Origin of the sequence: Pseudomonas sp. 20P_3.2_Bac5, assembly GCF_025466035.1 — a bacterium.
GTDB lineage: Bacteria > Pseudomonadota > Gammaproteobacteria > Pseudomonadales > Pseudomonadaceae > Aquipseudomonas.
This window is the reverse complement of record NZ_JANLOA010000063.1, coordinates 1-26,770: the sequence shown is the minus strand read 5'-3', so window position 1 is coordinate 26,770 and position 26,770 is coordinate 1. Positions and strand designations below refer to the sequence as shown.

Annotated in this window: 19 protein-coding genes and 1 pseudogene; 13 read left to right on the top strand and 7 right to left on the bottom strand. The window is 64.1% G+C overall.

Features of this window, described 5'->3' with window-relative positions; translation table 11 throughout:
* Nucleotides 1-291: 291 nt before the first annotated feature.
* The gene (locus NTD88_RS10670; protein ID WP_095156042.1) at nt 292-1,908 is read right to left on the bottom strand and encodes a diguanylate cyclase; all 1,617 of its coding nucleotides are present in this window, start codon (nt 1,906-1,908) and stop codon (nt 292-294) included.
* A 281-nt stretch (nt 1,909-2,189) separates the two neighbouring features.
* On the opposite strand from NTD88_RS10670, the gene NTD88_RS10665 reads away from it, so the two are divergent.
* The 4 genes from NTD88_RS10665 to speA all read left to right on the top strand — a co-directional run bounded on the left by NTD88_RS10665 (nt 2,190) and on the right by speA (nt 6,478).
* A complete protein-coding gene (locus NTD88_RS10665; protein ID WP_095156119.1) occupies nt 2,190-3,260 on the top strand; it encodes a DUF2333 family protein in 1,071 nt (356 codons plus the stop codon).
* Nucleotides 3,260-3,796 carry an NUDIX hydrolase gene (locus NTD88_RS10660; RefSeq protein WP_262156539.1) on the top strand — a complete coding sequence of 179 codons (537 nt, stop codon included), beginning with the start codon at nt 3,260-3,262 and terminating at the stop codon, nt 3,794-3,796. The genes NTD88_RS10665 and NTD88_RS10660 overlap by 1 nt, the downstream gene beginning before the upstream one ends.
* Before the next feature lie 195 nt (nt 3,797-3,991).
* Complete coding sequence (locus tag NTD88_RS10655; RefSeq protein ID WP_095156044.1) at nt 3,992-4,363, top strand: translation initiation factor Sui1; 372 nt, start codon at nt 3,992-3,994, stop codon at nt 4,361-4,363.
* A gap of 201 nt (nt 4,364-4,564) precedes the next feature.
* Nucleotides 4,565-6,478 (top strand): arginine decarboxylase, encoded by a 1,914-nt coding sequence (speA, locus tag NTD88_RS10650; protein WP_262156538.1) that lies wholly within the window; start codon nt 4,565-4,567, stop codon nt 6,476-6,478.
* 50 nt (nt 6,479-6,528) lie between these two features.
* On the opposite strand, the gene NTD88_RS10645 is transcribed toward speA, so the two are convergent.
* Together NTD88_RS10645 and NTD88_RS10640 are read right to left on the bottom strand one after the other, a co-directional pair.
* Nucleotides 6,529-6,957, bottom strand: coding sequence for a hypothetical protein (locus NTD88_RS10645; protein ID WP_262156537.1), 429 nt, complete (start codon nt 6,955-6,957; stop codon nt 6,529-6,531).
* A 163-nt stretch (nt 6,958-7,120) separates the two neighbouring features.
* Nucleotides 7,121-8,458, bottom strand: coding sequence for an MATE family efflux transporter (locus NTD88_RS10640; RefSeq protein WP_262156536.1), 1,338 nt, complete (start codon nt 8,456-8,458; stop codon nt 7,121-7,123).
* A 212-nt stretch (nt 8,459-8,670) separates the two neighbouring features.
* Here NTD88_RS10640 and NTD88_RS10635 point away from each other — a divergent pair, with 212 nt between their 5' ends.
* A complete protein-coding gene (locus tag NTD88_RS10635) occupies nt 8,671-13,566 on the top strand; it encodes an alpha-2-macroglobulin family protein (protein ID WP_262156535.1) in 4,896 nt (1,631 codons plus the stop codon).
* Between the two features lie 34 nt (nt 13,567-13,600).
* Here NTD88_RS10635 and NTD88_RS10630 read toward each other — a convergent pair whose 3' ends face one another.
* Entirely contained in the window at nt 13,601-13,894 is a 294-nt protein-coding gene (locus NTD88_RS10630) for a hypothetical protein (protein WP_262130213.1), read from the bottom strand.
* A 92-nt stretch (nt 13,895-13,986) separates the two neighbouring features.
* On the opposite strand from NTD88_RS10630, the gene pbpC reads away from it, so the two are divergent.
* Complete coding sequence (pbpC, locus tag NTD88_RS10625) at nt 13,987-16,341, top strand: peptidoglycan glycosyltransferase PbpC (protein ID WP_262156534.1); 2,355 nt, start codon at nt 13,987-13,989, stop codon at nt 16,339-16,341.
* Here the strand turns inward: pbpC and NTD88_RS10620 are convergent.
* Nucleotides 16,335-16,784, bottom strand: coding sequence for a DMT family transporter (locus NTD88_RS10620; RefSeq protein ID WP_262156533.1), 450 nt, complete (start codon nt 16,782-16,784; stop codon nt 16,335-16,337). The genes pbpC and NTD88_RS10620 overlap by 7 nt on opposite strands.
* A gap of 417 nt (nt 16,785-17,201) precedes the next feature.
* On the opposite strand from NTD88_RS10620, the gene NTD88_RS10615 reads away from it, so the two are divergent.
* Both NTD88_RS10615 and NTD88_RS10610 read left to right on the top strand, forming a co-directional pair.
* On the top strand, nt 17,202-19,061 hold the full coding sequence (locus tag NTD88_RS10615; RefSeq protein WP_315975153.1) for a collagen-like triple helix repeat-containing protein: 1,860 nt from the start codon (nt 17,202-17,204) through the stop codon (nt 19,059-19,061).
* A gap of 106 nt (nt 19,062-19,167) precedes the next feature.
* On the top strand, nt 19,168-20,838 hold the full coding sequence (locus tag NTD88_RS10610; RefSeq protein ID WP_262156532.1) for a ShlB/FhaC/HecB family hemolysin secretion/activation protein: 1,671 nt from the start codon (nt 19,168-19,170) through the stop codon (nt 20,836-20,838).
* Nucleotides 20,839-20,898: 60 nt separating this feature from the next.
* Here NTD88_RS10610 and NTD88_RS10605 read toward each other — a convergent pair whose 3' ends face one another.
* Both NTD88_RS10605 and NTD88_RS10600 read right to left on the bottom strand, forming a co-directional pair.
* Nucleotides 20,899-21,318, bottom strand: coding sequence for a response regulator (locus tag NTD88_RS10605; RefSeq protein WP_095156053.1), 420 nt, complete (start codon nt 21,316-21,318; stop codon nt 20,899-20,901).
* Between the two features lie 70 nt (nt 21,319-21,388).
* Nucleotides 21,389-21,574: a Flp family type IVb pilin gene (locus NTD88_RS10600; RefSeq protein ID WP_095156054.1), complete on the bottom strand. Its 186-nt coding sequence runs from the start codon at nt 21,572-21,574 to the stop codon at nt 21,389-21,391.
* A gap of 322 nt (nt 21,575-21,896) precedes the next feature.
* Here NTD88_RS10600 and cpaB point away from each other — a divergent pair, with 322 nt between their 5' ends.
* The 5 genes and pseudogenes from cpaB to NTD88_RS10575 all read left to right on the top strand — a co-directional run.
* On the top strand, nt 21,897-22,826 hold the full coding sequence (gene cpaB, locus NTD88_RS10595) for a Flp pilus assembly protein CpaB (protein ID WP_262156531.1): 930 nt from the start codon (nt 21,897-21,899) through the stop codon (nt 22,824-22,826).
* Between the two features lie 21 nt (nt 22,827-22,847).
* Nucleotides 22,848-24,098, top strand: a complete 1,251-nt coding sequence (locus NTD88_RS10590; RefSeq protein ID WP_410017270.1) for a type II and III secretion system protein family protein — start codon at nt 22,848-22,850, stop codon at nt 24,096-24,098.
* Nucleotides 24,095-25,294 carry a pilus assembly protein gene (locus tag NTD88_RS10585; RefSeq protein WP_262156530.1) on the top strand — a complete coding sequence of 400 codons (1,200 nt, stop codon included), beginning with the start codon at nt 24,095-24,097 and terminating at the stop codon, nt 25,292-25,294. Before NTD88_RS10590 ends, NTD88_RS10585 begins: the two co-directional genes overlap by 4 nt.
* On the top strand, nt 25,284-26,552 hold the full coding sequence (locus NTD88_RS10580) for a CpaF family protein (RefSeq protein WP_095156058.1): 1,269 nt from the start codon (nt 25,284-25,286) through the stop codon (nt 26,550-26,552). Before NTD88_RS10585 ends, NTD88_RS10580 begins: the two co-directional genes overlap by 11 nt.
* Nucleotides 26,549-26,770 (top strand): annotated as a pseudogene (locus tag NTD88_RS10575) (type II secretion system protein F); the annotation flags it as partial. The gene NTD88_RS10580 and the pseudogene NTD88_RS10575, both read left to right, overlap by 4 nt.

The following is a 26,770-nucleotide window of genomic DNA, read 5'->3' as shown; positions in this document are numbered from 1 at the left end:
CGAGGTAGGTCTGGATGTTGCGCGCCACCCCGTTCTGGAACTGCTGGGACAGGCCCAGGTAACGCTCCATCAGCAGATAGGGTCGCTCCAGCGCGCGTTGCGACCACCACAAGGTGGCGCCCAGGGCGAGGCAGACCAGGACCAGTAACAGGGTGTTCAGATTGGTGAGCAGCTTGAGGCGCATGTGCGTGACTACCAACGGCTGGATGGCAAGCCACTGAACTTATTGCGTTTTTATGACGGGGTTATGACGAGGCGGGCCGTTCGGTCAAAAAAAGTGGCCATTTGATTTCATGTCTCGACCCGCAGCACCCGATTGCGCCCGGCGGCCTTGGCGCGGTACAGCGCTTCGTCGGCGGCGGTGGCCATGCTCAGGGCGTCGAGTTCGTCATTCAGTTCCACCACGCCGGCGCTGAAGGTGCAGAACAGGTCCTGCGGCTGGGCGGGGTAGTGGATCTCGGCGAAGCGCCGGCGGATCTCGTCGAGCACTTTGTGCGCGGAGCCGACGTCGGTGTTAGGCATGACGATGGCGAACTCTTCACCGCCGTAGCGGCCGATGAAGTCGGTCTTGCGCAGGCGTTGCTTGAGAAACAGCGCCAGGCTCTTGATCACCCGGTCGCCCATGGGGTGCCCGTGGCTGTCGTTGACCTTCTTGAAGTGGTCGATATCGAGCATGGCGAAGCTCAGCGGCAGGCTCTCGCGGCGGGCGCGGAAGCTGCAGTCTTCGAGCAGTTGCAGGATGTGGGTGTGGTTGTAGAGGCCGGTGAGGCTGTCACGAACCATCCGCGATTTCAGATTGCGGGCGCGGGCGGCGCGGTTGCGCACGGTGGTGATCAGGTGGCGCGAGCGGATCGGCTTGGTCAGGAAGTCGTCGCCGCCTTCGCTCATGGCGTCGAGTTGCTTGTCCAGGTCGTCTTCGGCGGAGAGGTAGATGATCGGCACGCTGACGTAGCGGTCGTTGTGGCGGATCACCTTGGCCAGCTCGGCGCCGGTGCAGGCCGGCATGTACATGTCGAGGATGATCAGGTCGGGCTGGAAATCGGCCAGCTCGGCCATGGTCTGGATCGGATCGGTGAGCGTGCGGGTGACGATGCCGGCATTGTTCAGCAGGCGCTCGGTGTGCAGGCCCTGGGCGCGGGAGTCGTCGATGATGAGGACGCGAAACGGCTCGTACTGGGCGACGCTGGTGAGCAGTTCGACTTTCTCCAGCAGGCTCGACGCTTCGAGGGTGCCGGTGAGAAATTCCTGGCCGCCGGCGCGCACTGCCGCGAGGCGGGTCGGGGTATCGGTTTCATGCAGGCTGAAGAACAGCAGCGGCACGCGCTGTTCCAGACCTTGCTGGGCTTGTTCCGCGAGCTTCAGGCCCTGGCCGGGACCGCCGAAATCCACGTCCATGACGATCGCCGAGGGCAGGCGCTCGCTCATCGACGCGTTGAAGGCGTTGGCACAGTCCAGCGCTTCCACGCCCAGGCCGAAGAACTCCAGTTGCTTGACCAGGCGCTCGGCCCGGTCATGGTCCTGAAGCATGATGTAGACCGGCTTGCGCAGCGGTGGCAGCGGCGTCTGTTCAAGGCGGTCGCCCTGACGCAGGCCGGTGCGCGACAGGCGCTGCATCAAGCGGTTGAGTTCGCTGATCAGGTTGCTGCTCAGCCGCGCGCTGTTGGCTTCGACCGCGTCCAGCACCTCGCCGATGGCGTCGGCCAGCAGGCTGTGTTCCGGTTGCTCGAAACGTACGGCGTAACGTTGCAGGCGCAGATTGGCCTCGCACAGTTCGCCCAGGTCGCCGGTGGACCATTCGCTGCGTTGCAGTCGCTGCCAGATCTCGAGGATCTGCCGGGCCTGATGAATGACCCGCTGGGCAAAGTGTTGCTTTAGTCGCTCGCGATTCGGGTCTTCTGGCTCGGTCATGTCCTGACTACTTATAAAGGTGAGGCAGTTCGAGTGATGGCTCTATGCTAGCACCACTTTCTGAGCAAACGAGTGCCCTGCATCAATTTTTTGACGCCGGAGAACAATTCAGTTCCTGACCCGTGAGTCGTTTATGCGATCCTCTGCCCTTGCTTTATAGTGCTGACACTCAGGCCGCCCCGGCGCCCGCGCATTTTCCGACAATCGTCGATGCGTCGGCACCAATGCCCGGAGGTTGCGGTCGAACCCTGGAAATGCCCCTGACCGATAAGGACAACGCCATGCTTGACTGGAAAAACCGTACGGGCAGCGCCGAAGCGCGCGAGGAGCGCAGCGCTGGTCGTTCCACGCCGAAAGACAGCTATTTCCGCGGCCTGCTCAGCCGTTCGCTGGCGGTAGTGATCGGCCTGTACCTGTTGGTGACGGTCGGCCTGGGTTGGTACTGGAGCGAGGAGCCGGCGCTGTTCCCCGTGCAGCAGAACGCCCAGATCGCCGCCGAGCAGAGCGGCCAGCAGATGGTGATCGGCTACACCACCATCGAAACCCTCAAGACTGTCGCCGGCACCCTGCTGAACAAGCCGGGCGGCTACATCTCCAACGACCGCTTCCCGCCGGGACTGTGGATGGACAACATGCCGAGCTGGGAATACGGCGTGCTGGTCCAGGTCCGCGATCTGTCCCGCGCCCTGCGCAAGGACTTCGCCCGCTCGCAGTCGCAATCGACCGAAGACGCCGATCTGGCCAAGGCCGAGCCGCGCTTCAACTTCGACAACAAGAGCTGGATCCTGCCGTCGAGCGAGTCCGAGTTCGAAGAAGGCATCAAGTCCCTGAGCCGCTATCAGGCTCGCCTGGCCGCCGCTGACAAGGGCGCGATCTTCTACACCCGCGCCGACAACCTGAACAACTGGCTGGGCGATGTCGCCACCCGTCTGGGCTCGTTGTCGCAGCGCCTGTCGGCCAGCGTTGGCCGGGTCAAGCTCAACAGCACCCTGAAAACCGAGGCGGTGGTCGCGGGTCAGGCACCGCAGCTGGATGAAGAGCTGGTTGAAACCCCGTGGATGCAGATCGACAACGTGTTCTACGAGGCCCGCGGTCAGGCCTGGGCGCTGTCGCACCTGCTGCGTGCCATCGAGGTGGACTTCGCCGATGTATTGGCGAAGAAGAACGCAACCGTCAGCGTGCGGCAGATCATCCGCGAGCTGGAAGCTTCGCAGGAAGCGCTGTGGAGCCCGATGGTGCTGAACGGCAGCGGCTTCGGCATGTGGGCCAACCACTCGCTGGTCATGGCCAACTACATTTCCCGGGCCAACGCCGCAGTCATCGACCTGCGCCAGTTGCTGTCCCAGGGCTGATGAGCATCAGCGAAGCGGAGGCGGCGCATCGGGCCGCCTCGGACCTGGAACGGGTTGCCTGGGTCGATGAGGATGACCGCCTGCTCGGCGAGTTGCCGCGCGCCGAGTTGCGCGAGCGTGGCCTCATCGGCCGCTGCACCTTCATCCTGCTGTTCAACGGCGCCGGTCAGTTGTGCGTGCACAAGCGCACGCTGAGCAAGGCCATTTATCCCGGCTACTGGGATGTGGCCGCTGGCGGCATGGTTGCGGCGGGCGAGGAATACGCCGACTCGGCGGCGCGGGAACTGGCGGAAGAGCTTGGGGTGAGTGGCGTCGAGCTGCGCGCCCATGACCACTTTTTCTTCGACCAGCCGGGCAACCGGCTCTGGTGTTCGGTGTTCTCGGCCGTCTGGGGCGGGCCTTTGCAACTGCAGCCGGAAGAGGTCAGCGAAGCCCGTTTCGTCAATCTCGAAGTGATCCGCGAAGAGTCCCGCCACCTGCCGTATTGCCCCGACTCCCTGGCTGCCCTGAACCGGGTTTTCGACCGTCAAGCCTGACGTCGCGAAAATCGCCCAAAATGGCGCAGTTCTGTACTTAGCAACCGGCGCATTTGCCGTTACACTGCGCGGCCTTTTTCACCCTGCCGCGACCCGCTCACGGCAGGTGCGCTGCCCCTGCCAGAGTGGGGCTTCGCGGTCGATGTCCTGCCAGGGACAGCGACCAGTTTTTGTCCTCAACACAGAGGATCAAAAGTGGCCAAGAAAGCCTCATCATTTTCCGCCCTCGGCGGCCTGGTGTTCTCCACTGATGCAGGTCGGCACTGTCCGGACTGCAGCAAACCCATCGATGCCTGCATCTGCAAGCAGACGGTCATCCCCGAAGGTGATGGCATCGCCCGTGTGCGCCGCGAAAGCAAAGGTCGCGGCGGCAAGACGGTGACCACCATCAGCGGCGTCCCGCTGCCAGCTGAACAGCTCAAGGACCTCGCCACCACGCTGAAACGGCGTTGCGGCACAGGCGGCGCGTTGAAAGACGGCGTCATCGAAATCCAGGGCGACCATGTCGAGTTGTTGCTGGCCGAGCTGATCAAGCAGGGTTTCAAAGCGAAAAAATCCGGCGGCTGATCGCCTGCCTCGCTCTTGCGTGTCCGCAGCTTGTGCAGGGCGGGCGCAGGGCCGAGGCCCCCGGGACTTTTCGTCCAGCGTCTAAACTCGTTGCCTTGTGAGGGGTCTATGCCTGAACAGGGAAAATCGTCATTTTCATTTTTTACACTGCGCCATCCCGCTTGGCCGGTGTTACCTGACTTTCTTGAATAGGGGACTTCGATGTCCGTACGACGCACACGCAAAGACGATGGCAGCCAATGGACCGTGGCCGATAGCCGCAGTGTTTATGGGATTCGCCATTGGGGCGCGGGATATTTCGCGATCAATGAAGCGGGGCGTGTCGAAGTTCGCCCCAATGGCCCGGGCAGTGCGCCGATCGACCTGTTCGAACAGGTCGACGAACTGCGCAAGAGCGGCCTGTCGCTGCCACTGCTGGTTCGCTTCCCCGATATCCTGCAAGACCGCGTTCGCCAACTGACCGGCGCCTTCGACGCCAACATCGCGCGCCTGGAATACCAGAGCGAGTACACCGCGCTGTACCCGATCAAGGTCAACCAGCAGGAGGCGGTGATCGAGAACATCATCGCCACCCAGAATGTTTCCATCGGCCTGGAAGCCGGCTCCAAGCCGGAGCTGCTGGCGGTGCTGGCGCTGGCGCCGAAGGGCGGTACCATCGTCTGCAACGGCTACAAGGACCGCGAGTTCATTCGCCTGGCGCTGATGGGCCAGAAGCTCGGCCACAACGTCTTCATCGTCATCGAGAAAGAGTCGGAAGTGGGCCTGGTGATCGAAGAGGCCGCCGAGCTCAAGGTCAAGCCGCAGGTCGGCCTGCGTGTGCGCCTGTCGTCGCTGGCGTCGAGCAAATGGGCTGACACCGGTGGCGAGAAATCCAAGTTCGGCCTGTCCGCGGCGCAACTGATCTCCGTGGTCCAGCGCTTCCGTGATGCCGGGCTCGACCAGGGCATTCGCCTGCTGCACTTCCACATGGGCTCGCAGATCGCCAACCTGGCGGACTACCAGCACGGCTTCAAGGAAGCCATCCGTTACTACGGCGAACTGCGCGCGCTGGGCCTGCCGGTCGATCACATCGACGTCGGCGGCGGTCTGGGCGTGGACTACGACGGTACCCACTCGCGCAATGCCAGCTCGATCAACTACGACATGGACGACTACGCCGGTGTAGTGGTCGGCATGCTCAAGGAATTCTGCGACGCCCAGGGTCTGCCGCATCCGCACATCTTCTCGGAAAGCGGTCGCTCGCTGACCGCGCACCACGCCGTGCTGGTGGTGCAGGTGACCGACGTCGAGCGTCACAACGACGACGTGCCGGAAATCGAGAACAAGGAAAGCCTGCCGGAAACCGTGCAATGGCTGGTCGACCTGCTTGGCCCGACCGATATCGAGATGGTCACCGAGACCTACTGGCGCGCCACCCACTACATGAGCGACGTGGCTGCGCAGTACGCCGACGGCAAGATCACCCTGGCCGAGAAAGCCCTGGCCGAGCAGTGCTACTTCGCCGTCTGCCGGCGCCTGCACAACTCGCTCAAGGCGCGTCAGCGTTCGCACCGCCAGGTGCTCGACGAACTCAACGACAAGCTCGCCGACAAATACATCTGCAACTTCTCGGTATTCCAGAGCCTGCCGGACACCTGGGCCATCGGCCAGGTCCTGCCGATCCTGCCGCTGCATCGCCTGGATGAAGAACCGCTGCGCCGCGCGGTGCTGCAGGACCTGACTTGCGACTCCGACGGCAAGATCAACCAATACGTCGATGAGCAGAGCATCGAGACCAGCCTGCCGGTGCATGCGGTCAACGAGGGCGAGGACTACCTGCTGGGGATCTTCCTGGTCGGCGCCTACCAGGAAATCCTCGGCGACATGCACAACCTGTTCGGTGACACCGACTCGGTGAACATCTACCAGAACCCGAACGGCAGCGTGTACCACGCCGGTATCGAAACCCACGACACCATCGAAGACATGCTGCGCTACGTGCACCTGTCGCCGGAAGAACTGATGACCCACTACCGCGACAAAGTCGCCAGTGCACGCATCACGGCGCGGGAGCGGACCCAGTTCCTCGACGCACTGCGGTTGGGGCTGACGCGGTCTTCGTACCTGTCGTCGTAATATCGCTGGTGTGAAACGGCCCGCCCTCGGGATTCCGGGGGCGGGCCGTTTCAGTTTCTGCGGGTTGCGGTCAGTTCGATATCCACCGCCTTCACCTCTCCCGCTTCCCGCAGCACCGCCGTACTGACATAGCTGTAGACCTGATCGTGCGTGCGGGCAACTACCCTCAATCCTTCCACGCTTGTAACGGCGCCTGACTGTTTTGTCACCAGAAACGGACTGAGCTGTTCCAGCGCCTTGAGCGTCTGGCGTTCATCCTCATTTCGCGGCGCAATGAAATACAGGTAAGTCAGCGGTACCGTTGCACCTCCGGCATTGCTCAACACCTCATACACCGCACTGCTTTCGCCTATCGGTGTCGCGCTCACGACCTGGCTCAACTCTGGTCTCGAAGCGGGCATCAGAATCCATGCGCCTTGAGCGAAGACCACTAGCAGCAGGCCTGCCAATAACGATTTAGTAACCAAAGGATTTCGCATACCTGATACCTGCCTTGATCCATTCCTGATCTTGTGGCTCGTCACCGTAAGGCATTTCACCTAGAGGATCGCGCTGTCCCCGTCTTTGGGATCTGGCTTTCTCTATCGAAGCGGCTGAGGAGTCAAAGGAAGATGTATGACACTTTGTTTTCCGGTCGGGCCTTTACTCAAACCACCCGTCCCGCCGCTGCAACCACCACCCCATTGCCCCCAGCGTCACCCCGCGCAAGGCCATGAACAACAGAAACGCCAACCACAACCCATGATTCCCCAGGTCGCTGGCGAACCAGGCGAAGGGCAGGGCGATGACGACGCTGAGCAACATGGCATCGCGCATCTCGCGAGCGCGGGTAGCGCCGATGAACAGGCCATCGAGCAGGTAGCTCCAGACGGCAATCAACGGCAGCAGCGCCAGGTACGGCAGGTATTCGAACGCGGTTTCACGCACGCTCGGAATGTCGGTCTGCATCTGGATAAACAGGTGCCCGCCGAGCAGGAACAGCACGGCAAACCCCACGCTGGCGATCAGTGACCAGCCACCGGCGATCACCAGTGAACGGCGTAACGCCGGACGGTCGTGGGCGCCGATGGCGTGGCCGCACAGGGCTTCGACGGCGTGGGCCAGACCGTCCAGTGCGTAGGCGGTCAGGAGCAGGCCGTTGAGCAGCAGGGCGTTGGCGGCCACGGTCGCTTCGCCCATGCGCGCGCCCTGCACAGTGATGAGGAAGAACACCCCTTGCAGCGCCAGGCTGCGGATAAAGATGTCGCGGTTGACGCTGAGCATCGGGCGCCAGCTCTGCCAGCGTGCGAGCAGCGGCCAGATGATGTGACCGGGAAACGCGCGTAACGAGGGCCGGGTCAGCGCCAGCCCGATCAAGGCCCCGGCCCATTCGGCGATCACCGAGGCCCGCGCCGATCCGGCGACGCCCCAGTCCAGCCCGAGGACGAACCACAGATTGAGAACGATGTTCAGCAGGTTGGTGGTCAGCAGGATGATCAGCGGCGCGCGGGCGTTCTGGGTGCCGAGGAACCAGCCGACTAGGGCGAAGCTGGCCAGCGCCGCCGGCAGCCCCAGCAGGCGGATCTGGAAAAACTGCAGAGTGCCTTGTTCCAGTTCCGCGCCGGGCTGCATCAGGCCCACCGCGAGGTGGCTCAACGGGATGGCCAGCAGACCGAGCAACAGGGCGAAAAACAGCGCCAGCAACAGACCCTGAACCAGCACCTGGCGCAGCGCCGCGCCGTCGGATCGCCCGGCGGCCTGGGCGGCGAAACCGGTCGAGCCCATGCGCAGGAAACCCAGCACCGACACCAGCAGGGTGTACAGGCTGGCGCCCACCGCCACGGAGCCGAGCTGGTGGGCGTGGGGCAGGTGGCCAATCACCGTGCTGTCGACCAGGGCCACCAGTGGCACCGAGATGTTGGACAGGATCATCGGCGCAGCCAAGGCCCAGACCTTGTGGTGGGTGGGGCGGTGGCGCCAGTCGGCGAAGAATGAGGGCATGAAAAGTCCTTGATGTGACTGAGGCACAGTCCTCGTTGTGAGCAGGTTCGCTCCTACAGAAGGGCAGCGCAGCAGCCTGAATCGGCACATTCTACCCACCTCGCCGCACTTTGCCGGGTGAACCCTGTCTCATCCCGCGGGCATTGGCCGGTGAAGCCGCCAGCCTTGATATATAGTTTCCCGTCTGATCCTGCTGCCAAAGAGTTATCCCCATGCTCAACAAAGGACTGTGGCTGGCCTGCGCGCTGGCGCTGCTCAGCGCCTGTGATTCGTCATCCGTCGATAAACCCGCGCCCGCCGAGAAGGCCGCCGCAACCGCTCCTGCGGCTACGCCGACCACCGTCGATGTCGCCGCGCTGGCCCAGCGCTACGCCGGCCGTGAGCTGAACGTGGTGGACGTCTCGGAGGTGCAGCTCGACGGCGCCAGTGCGCTGTCGGTGACATTCTCCGCGCCGCTGGACGCCGACCAGCCGTTCGCCGAGCGCCTGCACCTGGTGGATACGGTCAAGGGCAAGGTGGATGGCGCCTGGGAGCTGTCCAACAACCGCATGGAGTTGCGCCTGCGCCACCTGGAACCAAAGCGCAAGCTGGTGCTGACCATCGATGCCGGTCTGCTCAGCGTCAACGGCCAGCGCCTGGCCGGTGAATATGTCAGCCGCCTGGAGACGCGTGACATGGAGCCGAGCATCGGTTTCGCCAGTCGCGGTTCGCTGCTGCCGACTCGCCTGGCCGAGGGCCTGCCGGTGATCGCCCTGAACGTCGCCAAGGTCGATGTCGAATTCTTCCGCATCAAGTCCGAGTCCCTGCCGACCTTCCTCGGTTCGTGGGGCCGCAACAGCGCGTTGCAGAGCTACGAGGCCAATGAACTGCTGCCCATGGCCGATCTGGTCTACGCCGGTCGCTTCGACCTGAACCCGGCAGCCAACACCCGCGAAACCCTGCTGCTGCCCATGGCCGGGATCAAGCCATTGCAGGAAGCCGGCGTCTACCTGGCGGTGATGCGTGCTTCCGGCACCTACAACTATTCGCAGCCGGCGACCCTGTTCACCCTCAGCGACATCGGCCTGTCGGTGCACCGCTACAGCAATCGCCTCGATGTCTTCACCCAGGCGCTGGAGGGTGGCAAGGCCCTGAGTGGCGTCGAGCTGGACCTGCTCGACAACGAGGGCAAACTGCTCGGCCAGGGCAAGACCGACAGCAGTGGCCACGCGCAACTGCCGCTGCCACCCAAGGCCGACGTGCTGCTGGCGCGCCAGGGCGAGCACACCACGCTCTTGCGCTTGAACAGTGCCGCGCTGGATCTTTCCGAATTCACCGTCACCGGCCCGCAGGCCAACCCGTTGCAGTTCTTCGTCTTCGGCCCGCGCGACCTCTATCGTCCCGGCGAAACCGTGCTGCTCAATGGCCTGCTGCGCGACCAGGACGGCAAGCCGGTCAACGCCCAGCCGATCAACGTGGAAGTGCGTCGGCCGGACGAGCAGGTCAGTCGCAAGTTCGTCTGGGAAGCCGATGCCAACGGTTTCTATCAGTACCCACTGCAACTGGCCGGCGAAGCGCCGACCGGGCGTTGGCAATTGCTGTTCGACCTCGGCGGCGGCAAGCGCCAGGTTCACGAATTCCTCGTCGAAGACTTCCTGCCCGAGCGCCTTGCGCTGGAACTCAAGGGCAGCGATACGCCGCTGAGCCCCGATGAGACCGCCGAAGTCAGCGTCAACGGCCGCTACCTGTATGGCGCGCCGGCGGCGGGCAACCGGCTCAGCGGCCAGGTCTATGTGCGGCCGCTGCGCGAGGCGGTACCGGCATTGCCCGGCTACCAGTTCGGTTCGGTCACCGAAGGCGAGTTGAGCCACGACCTGGAGCTGGAAGAAAGCACCCTTGATGCCAATGGCGAGGCGACGATCAGTATCGCCAGCGAATGGGCCGAGGCCCGCTCGCCGCTGCAACTGACGGTGCAGGCCAGCTTGCAGGAGTCCGGTGGCCGGCCGATCACCCGGCGCCTGGAACAACCGATCTGGCCAGCGGAACGTCTGCCGGGCCTGCGCGGTTTGTTCGAGGGCGAGGAAACCGATGGCGATGCCCCGGTGGAAATCGAACTGCTGATGGCCGACCGCGACGGCAACAAGCTCGCCGCAGAAAACCTGCGCGTGCGCCTGGTGCGTGAGCGCCGCGACTACTACTGGAACTACTCGCAGAGCGACGGTTGGAGCTACAACTTCAACGAGAAACAGCTCACCGAAAGTGAACAGAGCATCAACGTTCCCGCCGGCAGCACCACCAAGCTCAGTTTCCCGGTGGAGTGGGGCCCTTACCGTGTCGAAGTGGAAGACCCGGATACCGGCATCACCAGCAGCCTGCGCTTCTGGGCCGGCTACCGCGCCCAGGACAACGCCGACGGCGGCGCGGTGCGCCCTGACCAAGTGCGTCTGGCCCTCGACAAGCCGGCCTATAACGATGGCGACACCGCCACCGTGACGGTCACCCCGCCCGCTGCGGGCAAGGGCTACCTGATGGTGGAAGGCAATGACGGCCCGTTGTGGTGGCAGGAGATCGACGTCCCCGCCGAGGGCAAGGCCTTCGAGGTGAAGCTCGACCCGAAATGGGCGCGGCATGACCTCTATGTCAGCGCGCTGGTGATCCGCCCGGGCGAGCGCAAGGCCAACGTCACACCGAAGCGCGCCGTGGGCGTGCTGCACCTGCCGCTGGATCGTGCCCAGCGCAAGCTGGCGCTGACCCTCGACGCACCCGCGAAGATGCGGCCCAAGCACCCGCTGACCGTCAACATCGAAGCGCGCAATGCCGATGGCAGCGTGCCGAAGCAGGTCCAGGTGCTGCTGGCGGCAGTGGACGTCGGCATTCTCAATATCACCAGCTACGTCACCCCTGATCCGTTCACCGGCATGTTCGGCCGCAAGGCCTACGGCGCTGACCAACTGGATATCTACGGGCAACTGATCGAAGCCGGCCAGGGCCGTCTCGCCAGCCTCGCCTTCGGTGGTGACGCCGGCATGGCCAAGGGCGGCAAGCGTCCGGACACCAGCGTGACCATCGTCGCCCTGCAAAGCGCGCCGGTGACCCTCGACGCGCAGGGCAAAGGTCAGGCGACCGTGGAGATTCCCGACTTCAACGGTGAATTGCGCCTGATGGCTCAGGCCTGGAGCGAAGACCGCTTCGGCGTGGCCGAGGGCAAGACCGTGGTTGCCGCGCCGCTGATCGCCGAACTGTCGGCGCCGCGTTTCCTCGCCGGTGGCGACCGCACCAGCCTGGCGCTGGACCTGTCCAACCTCACCGAACAACCGCAGACCCTCGCGGTGGCGCTCGCCACCGAAGGCCAGTTGGACCTGCTGGGCTCGTCCCATCAGACGCTCAAGCTCAAGCCCGGCCAGCGCGTCACGCTGCAGGTGCCGGTGCAGGCCAAGGGCGGCTTCGGCCAGGGCCGCGTCACCGTGCGCGTCGATGGCCTGGTGCTGCCGGGCGAGACCGACACCGGCTTCTCCCGTGACTGGACCCTCGGTGTGCGCCCGGCGTATCCGGCGCAACTCAAGCACTACCGCGTGGCGCTCAAGGACGAGCCATGGAGCTTGCCGGAGCAGGATCTGGCGCTGTTCGAGCAGGCGGGACTGGAAGCGACCCTGGCGTTGTCGAGCCGGCCGCCGCTGAACCTCGCCGAACAGATCCGCGCGCTGAAAGCCTATCCCTATGGCTGCCTGGAGCAGACCACCAGCGGCTTGTACCCATCGCTCTACGCCGATGCCGCCACCCTCAAGCGCCTCGGCCTGACCGGCGAGCCGGCCGCGGATCGCCAGCGCAAGATAGAGATGGGCATCGAGCACTTGCTGGGCATGCAGCGTTACAACGGCAGCTTCGGCCTGTGGAGTTCCGATGGTGACGAGGAGTATTGGCTGACTGCGTATGTCACCGACTTCCTCCTGCGCGCCCGGGATCAGGGCTTCGCCGTACCGCCCGAGGCCTTGAAGAAGGCCAGCGAGCGACTGCTGCGATATGTGCAGGAGCGCAACCTGATCGAGGTCAACTACAGCGAGAACGCCGAGCACAGCCGCTTTGCCGTGCAGGCTTACGCCGCGCTGGTGTTGTCCCGTAGCCAGCAGGCGCCGTTGGGCGCCCTGCGCAGTCTGTTCGAGCGTCGCGCCGATGCCCGTTCCGGTCTGCCGCTGGTGCAACTGGCGATCGCCCTCGACACCATGGGCGACAAGCCTCGTGGCGAGCAGGCCTTGCAGGCCGGGCTGGCGGTCACCCGCGACAACGCGTGGATGGCTGACTACGGCAGCCCGTTGCGGGACCAGGCGCTGATCCTCGCCTTACTCGACGAGTACAAGCTCGCCAGCAAGGTGATTCCGGATCGCCTGTTCCAGCTCTCCGATCAGTTGGCCGCCAGTCCGTGGCTGTCTACCCAGGAGCGCAACGCCCTGTTCCTCGCCGGTCGTGGTCTGGCGCAACAACCCGAAGGGCAGTGGAAAGCACAACTGGACAGCGCCGGCGAAACCCGCGAGCTGAGCCCGACGCAATCCGGCCTGCACCTTGAGGGCGCGTTACTGGTTTCGCCGCTGACCGTGCACAACGAAGGCGAGCAGACGCTTTACCAGCGCCTGACCTTATCTGGTTACCCGCGTCAGGCACCGGCAGCCAGTGGCAACAACATGAGCATCCGTCGCGAGTACCTGGGCATGAATGGCCAGGCGCTGGATTTGCGTTCGCTGGAAAGCGGCGACCTGGTGCTGGTGCACCTGGCGATTCAGGCCAAGGCCCGGGTGCCGGATGCGCTGGTGGTGGATCTGCTGCCGGCGGGACTGGAACTGGAAAACCAGAACCTCGCGCAAAGCGCCGCCAGCCTGGAAAACGCCAGCAGCGCGGTCAAGCAATGGCGTGAGGCGATGGAGAACGCCAACGTGGTTCACCAGGAGTTCCGTGATGACCGCTATGTGGCGGCGTTGAACCTCGATGGTTATGGCACCACCCACCTGCTGTATCTGGCGCGGGCGGTAACCCCGGGCAGTTACCGGATTCCGCCGCCGCAAGTGGAGTCGATGTACCGGCCGGACTGGCAGGCTGTGGGCGATGGCGCTGGAGAGATGGTCATCAAGGGCCGTTGAAATCAATGGGGGCCGCAAGCGCGGCCCCCACTGTTCAATGCACTACCCAACTCAACACCCACAACCCCAACAATGCCCAGATGATTCCGGCAATCACCGATGCCCGCATGAACGCCCTGACCGCTGAATACAACAGCAGCAACCCGATGATCAGAATCAGGATGCTGATGAGCGACGTGTCCATGCCCAAGGTGCTTGCCAGGCCGTCGATGAACTTCGTTCCGGCGTTGGCCAGCAGCGCAAACAGCCCGCTTAGGGCGTCCACCACGAAGTGGATGACGGCGCCTATCGCTTGTCCCAGCCACTCGAAAAAACCTTCTACATGCATGGTTGTGTCCTGATGATCGTCACAGCGTTCACGCTGCCTACCAGCCTTTGGCTATCGCCAGGCCATTACGGTTCCCTGATGGAGTGCTTCCGATGTTCAGCGTAGCCCTGCCGCGTGGTCGCAAGGCCCGCTTGGCAACCCTGGTGCTGCTGGCGGGACTGGGGCTGGTGGCGCTGCTGTGGTTGGCCGACCGGATCTGGCCGTTGCCGCTGCCCGAGGATGATCTGGCCCGGGTGGTGCTGGCCGAGGACGGTACGCCGTTGTGGCGCTTCGCCGATGCCGAAGGCGTCTGGCGTTACCCGGTCGGTGTCGAGGAAGTCTCGCCGTTGTACCTGCAGGCCCTGCTCACCTATGAGGACCGTTGGTTCTATCGCCATCCCGGGGTCAACCCGCTGGCACTCGGGCGTGCGGCCTGGCAAAACCTCAGTGGAGGCCGGGTGTTGTCGGGCGGCAGCACCTTGTCGATGCAGGTGGCGCGCCTGCTCGATCCACACTCGCGCACCTTGCCCGGCAAGCTGCGCCAGCTCTGGCGCACGTTGCAACTGGAGTGGCATTTGTCCAAGCGCGAGATCCTCGAGATTTATCTCAATCGCGCGCCCTTCGGCGGCACCCTGCAAGGCGTGGCGGCGGCAAGTTGGGCGTACCTGGGCAAGTCACCGCTGCACCTGACGCCCGCCGAGGCGGCGCTGCTCGCGGTACTGCCGCAAGCGCCCAGCCGCCTGCGCCCGGATCGCCATCCGCAGCGCGCCACCGCCGCCCGCGACAAGGTGCTGCAGCGTCTCGATGAATATCAGGTGTGGCCGAGCCAGCAGATCCACGAAGCCATGGAAGAACCACTGCTGCTCGCCCCGCGCCAGGAGCCGGCACTGGCACCCTTGTTGGCGCGACGCCTGAACCGTGCAGACAGCCCGCCGCTGATTCGCACCACCCTCGATGCCGTGTTGCAACGGCGCCTGGAAGACCTGCTGATCGGCTGGCGTGCGCGGCTTCCCGAGCGGACTTCGGCGGCGATCCTGGTGGTCGAGTCGCAGACCATGGCGGTCCGCGCTTACCTCGGTTCGGTGGACCTCAATGACGAGCGTCGTTTTGGTCACGTCGACATGATCAGCGCCTGGCGCTCGCCGGGCTCGACCCTCAAACCGTTTCTCTACGGCATGGCCATGGACGACGGCCTGATCCACTCCGAATCGCTGTTGCAGGATGTGCCGCGGCGTTATGGCGACTATCGCCCCGGCAATTTCTCCATGGGCTTCAGTGGTCCGGTGGCGGCTAGCTCGGCGTTGTCGCTATCGCTCAACCTGCCGGCGGTGCAATTGCTGGAAGCCTACGGGCCGAAGCGCTTCGCCGCGCAACTGCGCGCCGCAGGTGTTCCGCTGGCGCTGCCGGCGTTGGCCGAGCCGAACCTGTCGCTGATCCTTGGTGGGGGTGGCAGCCGTCTGGAAGATCTGGTCGCTGGCTACAGCACCTTCGCCCGCGACGGCATGAGTGCCAGCCTGCGCCTGCAACCGGATGCGCCGCTGCTGGAACGGCGCCTGCTGTCGCCGGGCGCGGCGTGGATCGTGCGGCGTATTCTCAGCGGTCAGGCCCGCCCTGACCGTGATCCGCATGCCGAACTGGTGCAGCGTCCGACGCTGGCCTGGAAGACCGGCACCAGCTACGGCTTTCGCGATGCCTGGTCGATCGGGGTCGGGCCGCGTTACCTGATTGGCGTCTGGATCGGTCGTCCTGACGGCACGCCGGTGCCGGGGCAGTTTGGCCTGGCCTCGGCCGCGCCGTTGATGCTGCAAGTGCACGATGTGTTGAGCAACCGCGACAGCCAGCGTGGCATTGCCGCCCCTGTGCCGGCAGTGCCGGCCAATGTCGGGGTGGCAGCGATCTGCTGGCCGCTGGGCCAGCCGCTGACGCGCAGCGATCCCAATTGTCGACGCCAGCGGTTTGCCTGGACGCTGGACGGCACCACCCCGCCGACACTGATGGCGCAGGACCAGCCACTGAGTGTCGGGTTGCTGGAGCGGGTCTGGGTCAATGATCGGGGTTTGCGGGTCGATGCGGCGTGCCCCGGCGCGCAGTCGCGGGATATCGCGCTCTGGCCCGCGCCGTTGGAACCGTGGCTGTCGCGCGTGGAGCGGCGCGATGCGCGGCTACCGGCGACCGATTCCGCTTGCCCGCCACAGGTGCCAGCAACGGCACCGCCGCTGTCCATCGTCGGCGTGCGCCAGGGCGACCAGCTACGGCGCCCGGCCACCAGTCGCGAGACACTGCATGTGGATGTGTCCGCGCTGGGTGGCGATGGTCAGCGCTGGTGGTTCCTCAACGGTGCGCCGCTGGGTGAAACCGCCGGCCAGAGCCTGTTGAAGGCCAACCTCGACGAGGCGGGCCAGTACGAACTGAGCGTGCTCGATGCCAGCGGCCAGACCGCGCGGCTGACTTTCCAGGTCACTCAGTAGCGGCGAATCAACCACACCCCGCCGAGGATCAACACCAGCCCGGCGATCTTGCCGAGGCTGGCCGGCGCTTCACGAAAGCCCGCCCAGCCGAAATGGTCGAGGGCCATGGCCATCGCCAGTTGCCCGGCCAGCACCAGCGCCATGAACAGCATGGCGCCGATGCGCGGGCCGGCGAAGGCGGCGGTGGTGATGAAGAACGCCCCCAGCAGTCCGCCGCTCCAGTGCCACCAGGTCAGGCCTTTCAGCGCGGTGAGCCCGGGCATCTCACGTTGGCTCAGAACCAGCGCCAGCAGGGCGACGGTGCCCACCGCAAATGAAATAAGGGCGGCGGCCAGCACGCTGGACACCTGTTTGGCCAACTGGCCATTGATACCGGCCTGCAAGGGCAGGAAAGCACCGGCGATAAAAGGCAGGCAAAGCAGCCACCAGACAGGGGCAGGCATGGAAAATCTCCAGGAACAAAGTGCTACGAAACTCGCCGGAGAAGCTCCCGGTCAAGTGAAAACCCGCAAGGGGGCGCGGAGTTTACTGTAGTCAACGGGCTTTCCCGAATCGCTTTTCATGCATCGCCGCCGGGCTGCCAATGCGTGTGCCAGGCATCAGAAATTGGCGCCAGCTACCCGTCAAATGGATATAGCGCGAAAGTCGAAGTGCTATCACCTGAGCTGAAAGAGGTTTTCAAGCCATTGAACTAAAAGAACTTTTTTGGCCATCGCCGGCGTATATAAACGGTTAATACCAAGTTCAGAATTGTGACTCCTCGCTTGGGGGGCTGATATGGCGTTACGGAAGTGGAGGTTCCGCTCTGGGACCGTCCGTAAACACCAAGCAGCGGCAGCGAAAGCTATGGAGTCGCCATCATGAATACTCAAGCGTGGATTAAGGCAAGCACAGCACTGGCATTGGTTCTGGCTGTAACCGCATCGGCGGGTTGCAGCAGTGGTGGCGGTGGCCATCACAGCTCAGTGGACGGTTCTTCGCAAACTGACGGCGGCGGTGCTGCCGGCGGAGGCGATGGTGGAACCGGTGGCGGCACGGGCGGCGGTGATGGTGGAACCGGCGGTGGCGGAACCGGTGGCGGCGGTACGGGCGGTGGTGATGGTGGAACCGGCGGAGGCGGCACCGGCGGTGGCGGTACGGGCGGCGGTGGCACTGGCGGTGGCGGCACCGGTGGCGGTAACGCCGGCGGTGGTGGCAACACCACCACACCTCTCATTACCGGCCAGGTTCTGGATCAGGTCGGCACCGGGGTCTCCGGGGTTGGAACGGCTGTCAGCAGCCTTGGTACGACTGTCAACGCGTTGCCGGTGCTGGGCAACGTCAATGCCGGTGGCCTGGTGAACTCCGCGGGTCAAGCAGTCACCAGTATCGGTACTGGGGTGAGCAACGGCCTCGGCGAACTGGGCACTGGCGGTAATGCCGTTGGCAAGACCCTTTCCGGGGTCGGCGCTGGTGTCGCGAACCTTGGCAGTGGAGTACAGGCACTCGCCGGTAGCAATGTCATCGAGCAGGTACCTGTGGTTGGTGGCCTGGTCGGCCAGGTTGGCCAAGCGGTCACCATGCTGGGCAACACTCTCGACACTCAGAGCACGACTGGCCCGCTCGGCAGTCTCAACCAGCAACTCAGCAACACCGCTGTGCAAGTCGTGTCGTTGGTGGAGAACACCACCGGCAACCTGGGCAAGGTGACCGGGCTGGGCACCCCGGTTGATGGTGTGGTACAGAAAGTCGGTGGCCTGGTCGACAAGGTAGGCGACAGCATCACCGCCGCCGGCAACGGTAACCCCCTTACTACTGCGGTGGGTGGCTTGCTGAGTAATGTCGGTGGTGGCACCTCTACCGCCGGTGGCCTGGTTGGCGACGGCAAGGCGGGTGGTTCGACGGGCTTGCTGGAAACCGTGGGCGGCGTCGTTGCAGGTGTCGGAACCGGCCTCGATGCAGGCAGCAATAATGGTGTGGTGAGCGCTGGCGGCAATGCCACGACCGGTGTTGGCGGCACGGTGGCTTCGCTGGGAACGCTGCTTGGCGGTAACGGTGTCGCCAGCAGCGGCGCGGCCGCACCGGCTGCGGCACTGACCAGCTCGGTGAGCTCGGCGGTTACGCCGGTCGTCAACACTGTCGCTGGCGTGACCCAGCAGGTCGGGGCTGCTACTGGCCTGGGCGCTCCGGTGAGCGGTCTGGTCGGTCAGGTCGGCGGTGCAGTCAGCGGGCTTGGGACCCAACTGGCCAATGCTACTAACAACCCGGTAGTGGATCAGGTTGGCGCAACGCTTAATGCAGTCGGGGCAACGGTTACCCAAACGGGCGGCCTGGTCAACGGCCAAGCCAGCGGTGGTGGTGTCGGCGCAGGGCTCAGTGGCGTGGTCAACACGGTAACCAATACCTTGAGCGGTGCGACTGGCGGAACGGGTGGTGCAGGCGCAGGGCTTAGTGGCGTGGTCAACACGGTAACCAATACCTTGGGCGGCGCGACTGGCGGAACGGGTGGTGCAGGCGCAGGGCTTAGTGGCGTGGTCAACACAGTAACCAATACCTTGGGCGGCGCGACTGGCGGAACGGGCGGTGCCGGTGCAGGGCTGGGTACCGTGGTCAGTACCGTGACAGGAACCTTGAATGGCACCGTCGGGGCCAGTGTCGGTGGTTCCGTGGGGGCCGGTGCCGGAGCTACCGGCGGCGTTGGCGGCCTGCTCAACGGCCTGACCGGGGGCCTCAAAAAATAAAAAGCCATCACTGTTGTTAGACGATCTTACGGGCAACACCTACGCTTGAGTCTGACGAGGGAACCGCCTTGGTTCCCTCGTACTTTTCAGGATCATGGAGTGTCCTATGCGATCGATGGCAGTCGCGTTAGTGGGTTTGTCCTGGGTCAGTGTGCTTCAGGCCGAGCCGCTCCCAAGCTATCTGAACAGCAACGAAACCGAACGCAACCTGCCGGCGCCCAACTTGCCGGCTGATGCTTTCAGGCCGACAACTCCCAAGCTGCAAGTGCCGAGTCCGGCAACCGCTCAACCCCAGCCGCTGATGATGAATACCAAGGTGCTGATCCACAAGATTCGCATCGAAGGCGGGACGGTTTACCCGCTGAGTGAATTGCGTGAGAACTACCAAGGGCTGCTCGATCGCGAGGTGACGGTCGGCGAGCTGATCGAGGCAACCCGGCGTCTCACCCAGCGGTACCAGCAGGACGGCTACCTGTTGTCCTACGCGTTTCTCCCCGTACAGGATTTCGCCGAAGGCCGGCTGCGGGTCGTGCTGGTCGAAGGCTATATCAGTGATTACGAACTGCAGGGCGATGTTGGTCGTGTCTCGGGCTACCTGGACAAACTGGTGACCAAGCTCAAGGCCGTACGACCGCTGACGCGCAAGGCATTCGAACGCTACACCTCGCTGATGAGCCGCGTGCCCGGGATCACCTTGCAGGCCAGTGTGCCTCCGCCCGGCACCACCGACGGGGCGAGCAAGCTGATGGTGCAGGCTTCCCGCAAGCCGTTCACCACCACGATGAACCTCACCGACGGTAGTCGCGACGATATCCAGGCCCTGTTCGGCGCCAACAGCAACGCGCATACCGCGGTAGCCGAGCAATTGAGTATCAGCGCCCTGTTTCCTCCCGGCGAGGACAAGGAACACTACTTCCGCGCCGACTATTCGCAGTCCCTGGACAGCGAAGGCACCCAACTGATCCTGTCGGCATCCCGCTACCGCAGCGACCCCAGCGCGGTGGTGCGGCTGACGGATAACATCAACCTCAAGCAGCACCGCGAAAACGACCGCTACTCCATCGGCCTGACCCATCCGCTGATCGCCTCGCCCAACGAGTGGCTGAGCCTGTCAGCACGCTTCTACGCCGTGGACGACACCACCGATTACCGGGTCATCGGCTTCCCGCTGAAAGTCAGCACCAACACCGACATCCGTGCCCTGGCCTTCGAAGGCGATTGGCGCAAGGCGACTGAAAAGCAGCTACGGATCATCAGTGCGGGTGTCTACCAGGGCCTCGATCATTTCGGCGCCAATACCAACGCGGGCTACGACCTGGATTTCTTCCGCCTGCGCCTGTCCGGCGTACAGAGCGACCGCTTCTTCGACAACTGGCAGGGCGTGGCTTCCGCCGCGCTGTACTGGACCGATGACAGCCTGCCCGACAGCGAGCGGGCGGTGTTCGGTGGGCAGAACTTCGGGCGCGGTTACCCTGTGGACCAGGCGTCAGGCGACAAGGGCTGGGGCGCGGCCTATGAGGTCAACTACAGCTTCAAGCGCGACGGTGAGTGGGTGAAGATGCTGCAGCCCTATGTGGTGCTGGATGCGGCGCGGACCTGGTTCAACGAACTACAGGTGCAGGACTCACGAATGTCATCGCTGGCCCTCGGCCTGCGCTTTGGCGATGCGCATTACTACAACATCTCGCTGGAGGCAGCCAAGCCGATGTCGGACATGGCACTGGACAGTTTCAACCGCCGGCCGCGGTTCACCGTGAGCTTCAGTTATCAGTTGTGAGTGAGCCGTAATGGAAAAGCCCCGGGGCTGCAAAGCAACCCCGGGGCTTTTCCGTATGCGCTAGGGAACAGCGTGCAGTCTGTCGTGCATGCTCTCCAGCGGAAACAGGCTGCTCAGCGTATCCAGCAAGCGGGTGTGATAGATCGGTTTGCGAAAGACCCCCTGTACCTGCAAGCGTTCCAGTTCGTCGGCGACAACGGGGTCGATCTGTCCACTGCAGACGATCACCGGCAGATACTCCCGGGCCGTGTGGTCGCGCAGGCGTTTGATCAGGGAGATGCCGGACTCTTCCGGCATGTTCAGGTCGGTGATGACCAGGGCGATATCCGGGTGCCGGGTCAACTGCTGGAGGGCGAGCTTCACCGATGTCGCCGTGTGGCAACAAAAGCCTTCGCCGTCCAGCAGTTCAGCCAGTTCGTTCAACGCTTCCTCTTCATCATCCACTAACAGCAACTGTTCGCGTGGGGGGGAAGCAGGCATGGCGTAGTCCTGTCACGGGTTACGTTGGGCTCGTGGGAGAAACGTTCGAGGCCTTGCCGGGACACGGTGATTATGAAGCGGGCAGAGCTGCCTCGATCGTTGTGAAGATGTTGGTCACACCCTCGGAAATGGTTGGCACAAATGCCACCAGGGCAACGGCGACCATGCAGGCGACCAGCGCATATTCGATACCCGACGCGCCGTCGGTGCTTTTGAAGAATCCCCGGATGGACTGGATGATTTTGGAAAGATGCATGATGTTGCTCCTTAGCGCTGGAAGCGCTGGTAACACGGGGCTTTGGTGATTCCCCTTTGCAACCAGAGCATCGCCAAGAGTTAACCCTTCGGCAAATGTAAGAAAGCATTAACACCAAAGTGATAATGGAAAATTGCCGCCAATAAGCTGTTGTTTTATGAGGGTGACAGAAATGCCACCGAAAATAATCTGACGGTGTAATGGCGTTTTGGCCTACCTGCGCTACCGTCAAATAGCGAAATAGTTACTTCCAATTGAGTATTTGTGAGCCCGTTAACAAGACGTACGGGCTGATGGGGCGCAGGGCAGGGAGGGGCCGGACATGAGCAGTCGCATCACGTTGATACTCGCCGGACTGTTTTTGCTGGGGGCCATCGTCGCCGGCTACTGGGGACTGACCCTGGGCAGGAAGCCCGCGACAGAAACGCCGCCACCCGCGCCGGCAGCCCAGCCGGTGACGCAAGCCGTCAACAACGTCCAGGATGAATTGCGCAAACCGGTGGTGGTGTTGCGCCGGGATGTTGCCGCCAATATGCCATTGAGCACCGACGATCTCGCCGTGGAGCGCCTGCTGGTGGCGCCGGCCGGCAGTTTCCAGACCCCCGAGCAAGTTGCCGGACGCACGCCGTGGCGCGATCTGCCCGCAGGCACCTGGCTGGAAGAAAGCAGCTTCGAGGCCGGTGGTCCGCTGGCGCGAATGATCCAGCCGGGCGAGCGGGCCCTGACGCTCGCAGTGGATGAGGTCAGCGGCGCAGCCGGGCAGATCCGCCCTGGCGACTACGTCGACGTGCTGCTCTATCTGAAAGATGAAACCGACAATCCCCTGGCCAGCGCCCAAGTGGTGATTCCGGCCTTGCGCCTGCTCAGTGTCGGCCAGCAGATGGGGCTGGCCAGTGACGGCAAACCGGCCGAGCCGGTCGAGGTCGATCCCAAGGTCCGCGAGCAAAAACGCCGCGATGCACCGCGCACCGTAGTGGTGGCGGTTCCCGAAGGGCTGGCGAGTCGATTGGTGCTGGCGGCCCAGGCCGGCAGCCTGCGCCTGGCCGTGCGCAGCGCCGAAGAAAAACGCCTGGCCCGCTACTGGGCCGACCCGAAAGCCGCGGACAGCACCCTGGCCAACGCCAATCGCGAACTCTATCGCTTCAGCCAACTGGCCATGGTCCAGGCCCCGGCGCCTGTCCGTGGTAGTCCGGCGCCACCACGGGCCATGGAAATCATTCGCGGCACGCAGTCTTCCGAACAATCCCATTGAACCCAGCAAGGATGTCCTTCAATGAGCAGCCGTTCTTCACGGATCCCTGGCTACACCTTGATGGCCATGCTGGCGGGGCTGCTGCCGTTGTCCCAAGCGCATGCCGCAAACAAGGGCTGTTCGGCACTGCCGCAGGTGCCGGCAGTGATCGAAATCGACCAGGGTCTGCAACAGGAGGTCCGCCTGCCGGTCGGCATCAGCCGTGCGGCGGTGGGCGATCCGAAAGTCGCCGATGTGCATCCCGTGGGCAATGACGCGGTGCTGCTCACGGCCATGGGGCCCGGCGCTACCAGCCTCAGTCTGTGGACCCATTGCACCAGCACACCGCGCCAGACCATGGTGTTCGTGCGTGGGCGGGCGACGGCGGACATGGTTTCCACGCAAGTGCCGGCCTCGCTGGATGCGGAAACGCCCAGCCAGGTGCAGGCCGATATACGCTTCGTCGAAGTCAGCCGCACCAAGCTCAAGGAAGCCGGTGCGCGCTTGTTCTTCAAAGGTTCGAACAACTCGCTGATCGGCTCGCCCGGCACCGTGCCGAATACCAACGTGACGCCGGGCAATGTGCCGGTGGTCAACCCGTTGATCCCGCTTGGCAACGATATGTTCAACATTGTCTGGGGCGGCGGCAGCAGTCGCTTCCTCGCAGCGATCAACGCCCTGGAGAGCAGCGGCTTCGCCTACACCCTGGCACGGCCCAGCCTGGTGGTGCTCAGCGGCACGACCGCAAGCTTCCTCGCCGGTGGAGAAATCCCGATCCCGGTGCCCAGCAGCGGCAGCGACAACGTGTCGATCGAGTTCAAGGAGTTCGGCATTCGCCTGGCGTTGACGCCAACGGTGGTGAGCCGCGACCGCATCATGCTCAAGGTCGCCCCTGAAGTCAGCGAGTTGGATTACTCCCGAACGGTCAATATTGCCGGCACCACGGTTCCCGGTCTTAAAGTCCGGCGCACCGATACCAGCATCTCCCTCGCCGATGGTGAGAGCTTCATCATCAGCGGCCTCATCAGCACCACTAACCGTTCCGACGTGGACAAATTCCCGGGCCTCGGCGATGTGCCGATCCTTGGCGCGTTCTTCCGTCAGTCAAACGTGCAGAGCGAAGAAACCGAACTGCTGATGGTCGTCACGCCGCATCTGGTCAGGCCGCTGGCCGTCAACGCGAAGCTGCCGGAACTTCCCGGTGAGCGCCTGCGCACCTACGACCCGAGCTGGGGGCGGCTTTTCTTCCTGGAAAACGGCGACTTCGAACGTCGCAGCGGGTTATCCCAATGAGCGAAAGCCTGAGCCAGACCTTCCTTGCCATCACCCGCAACGAGGGTGATCTGCAATGGCTGCAGACCGCGCTGGCGCCGCTGGGGCAGGTGGTCGGCGCCGGCAGCGGCAGCCTCGATGAAATGCTGGCGCTGGTCGACGTGACCTTCGCCAATCTGGTGTTCATCGGCCTGGACCGCGACCATGTGGTCAACCAGTGCGCACTCATCGAAGGGGTGCTGGAGGCCAAGCCGATGCTGGCCATCGTCGCCCTCGGCGATGGCATGGACAACCAGCTTGTGCTCAATGCGATGCGCGCCGGCGCGCGGGACTTCGTCGCCTACGGTTCGCGCTCGAGCGAGGTGGCCGGGCTGGTCCGGCGCCTGGGCAAGCGCCTGCCGCCAGTGACCACCAACCCGCACCTGGGCGGCCTCACTGTGCTCTATGGCACCCAGTGTGGTTCCGATGGCGCGCTGCTTGCCCTGCACCTGGGGGAGGTGGTGCAGAAAAGCGGCCAGCAGACCCTGTTGCTTGACCTCGGCCTGCCGCGCGGCGACAGCCTGGCGTTGCTGGGCTTGGAATCGTCCTTCCATTTCGGTGACGCCCTGCGCCACCTGCGCCGCCTCGACAGCACCCTGATCGACAGCGCCTTCGCCCGCGAACCCAGCGGCCTGCGCCTATTGGCCTACGCCGCGGGCGACGAAGCACTGGAGCGCACCAGCGCCGCCGAGCTGTACATGCTGCTCAGCGCGCTGCGACAACACTTCCAGCACATCATCGTCAACCTCACCGGACAATCTGACAGCGAGGCGCTGCGCACCTTTGTCAGCCACTGCGACAAGCTGATCTGGTACACCGACCAGAATGTCATCGAGTGCCGGCGCAACCTGGAAGTGCTGAACACCTGGCGCGAAAAGGGCATGAACCTGGAGCACGCCAAACTGCTGGTCGATCGTTATCTGCGCGGCGTGGTGCCGGATGCCGAGGCCCTCGGCAAACGCTTCGCCTTGCCGGTGCTGACTGAATTGCCCTCCAGCCCCGAAGTGCGGCTCAACTCGCGGAACCAGGGCCTGAGCCTGTTCGAGCTGGCCCCGCGCGACAACCTCACCCATGCCCTCAAAACCCTGGGCGAGCGCCTCGCGCGCCGTTCGGAAAACCTCAAGCCCAAGGCCAACAACTGGCTGACCCGGCTCTGGGGCAACAAAAATGAGCAGTGACGAGCTGTTCGGCGGACCCCGGGCCAACCTCGGCAGTGATCCCCAGGCACTCAAGCGTGCGCTGCACCGACACATCATCGATGCCATCGAAGACTCCGGCCGCAACCTGCTGGAAGGCTCGCGACCGGCGCTGGCGCAATTCGTCACCGAGCAGGTCGGCGATTACATCGCCCGCCTGCACCTGGCGCTGTCGCGCTATGAAATGGAGCGGCTGGCCGAGGAACTGGTGGACGAACTCACCGGCTTCGGCCCGCTGGAAGTTCTGCTGCGCGACACCAGCGTCACCGAAATCCTCGTCAACGGCCCGTACCGCGTGTTCGTCGAGCGCGCCGGGGTGTTGCATCAGACCGACCTGCGCTTCATCGACTCGCACCATGTCGAGCGGGTGATGCAACGCATCCTCGCGCCGCTTGGCCGGCGTCTGGATGAGTCGTCGCCGATGGTCGATGCGCGCATGCCCGACGGCAGCCGGGTCAACGCGATCATTCCGCCGGTGGCGCTGGACGGGCCTTGCCTGTCGATCCGCAAATTCCGCAAGGACATGCTCAAGAGCGCCGATCTGCTGGCGACCCGCGCCATCGATCCGGGGATCATGGCGTTCTTCGAACTGGCGGTGAGCAAGCGTTGCAACGTGCTGGTCAGCGGCGGCACCGGCACCGGCAAGACCACGTTGCTGAACATCCTCAGCCAGTTGATCAGCCCGCACGAGCGACTGGTGACCATCGAGGACGTGGCCGAGCTGCAATTGGACCACCCTCACGTCGTGCGTCTGGAAACCCGGCCGCCGAATGCCGAAGGCCATGGCGAGATCAAGGCCAGCGAACTGATCCGCAACGCCCTGCGGATGCGCCCGGACCGCATCCTGCTCGGGGAGATTCGCGGGGTGGAGGTCATCGACGTGCTGACCGCAATGAACACCGGCCACGACGGCTCCATGAGCACCGTCCACGCCAACACCGCGCAGGACGCGCTGTTGCGTCTGGAAACCCTGGTCGGCCTGACCGGGCTCCAGGTGGCGGAGAAGACCCTGCGGCAGATGATCTGCGCCGCCCTTGATGTGGTGATCCAGTTGACCCGCCTGCCCGATGGGCGCCGTTGTGTCAGCGAGGTGCTGGAAGTGGTTGGCCTGCGCGATGACGTGTACGTCACCAACACTCTGTTCCGCCTTGATCGGCGAGGCGGCACGGCCTTCGTGCGCGACGCGGTCAACCCGGCCGGAGATAAGCTGCGTCACGACCCGCTGGAGTCCGCGCCATGATCGCCCTGGTCTTGGGGCTGTTCGGCCTGCTGTTGCTGAGCGCTTCTGTCAGCCTGTTCTACAGCGGCGTGCGCAAGTCGGCGCAAGAGCGCACCTTGCAGCGGCTGGGCCAATTGCCGGAGCCAGTGGCGGTCGAGGCGCCGACCCGCGGCTGGCTGGAATTGCTGCTGTTGCGCGCCGGCTTCGACCCGCGCGCCGCCCCCCCGCTGGTCTGGGGG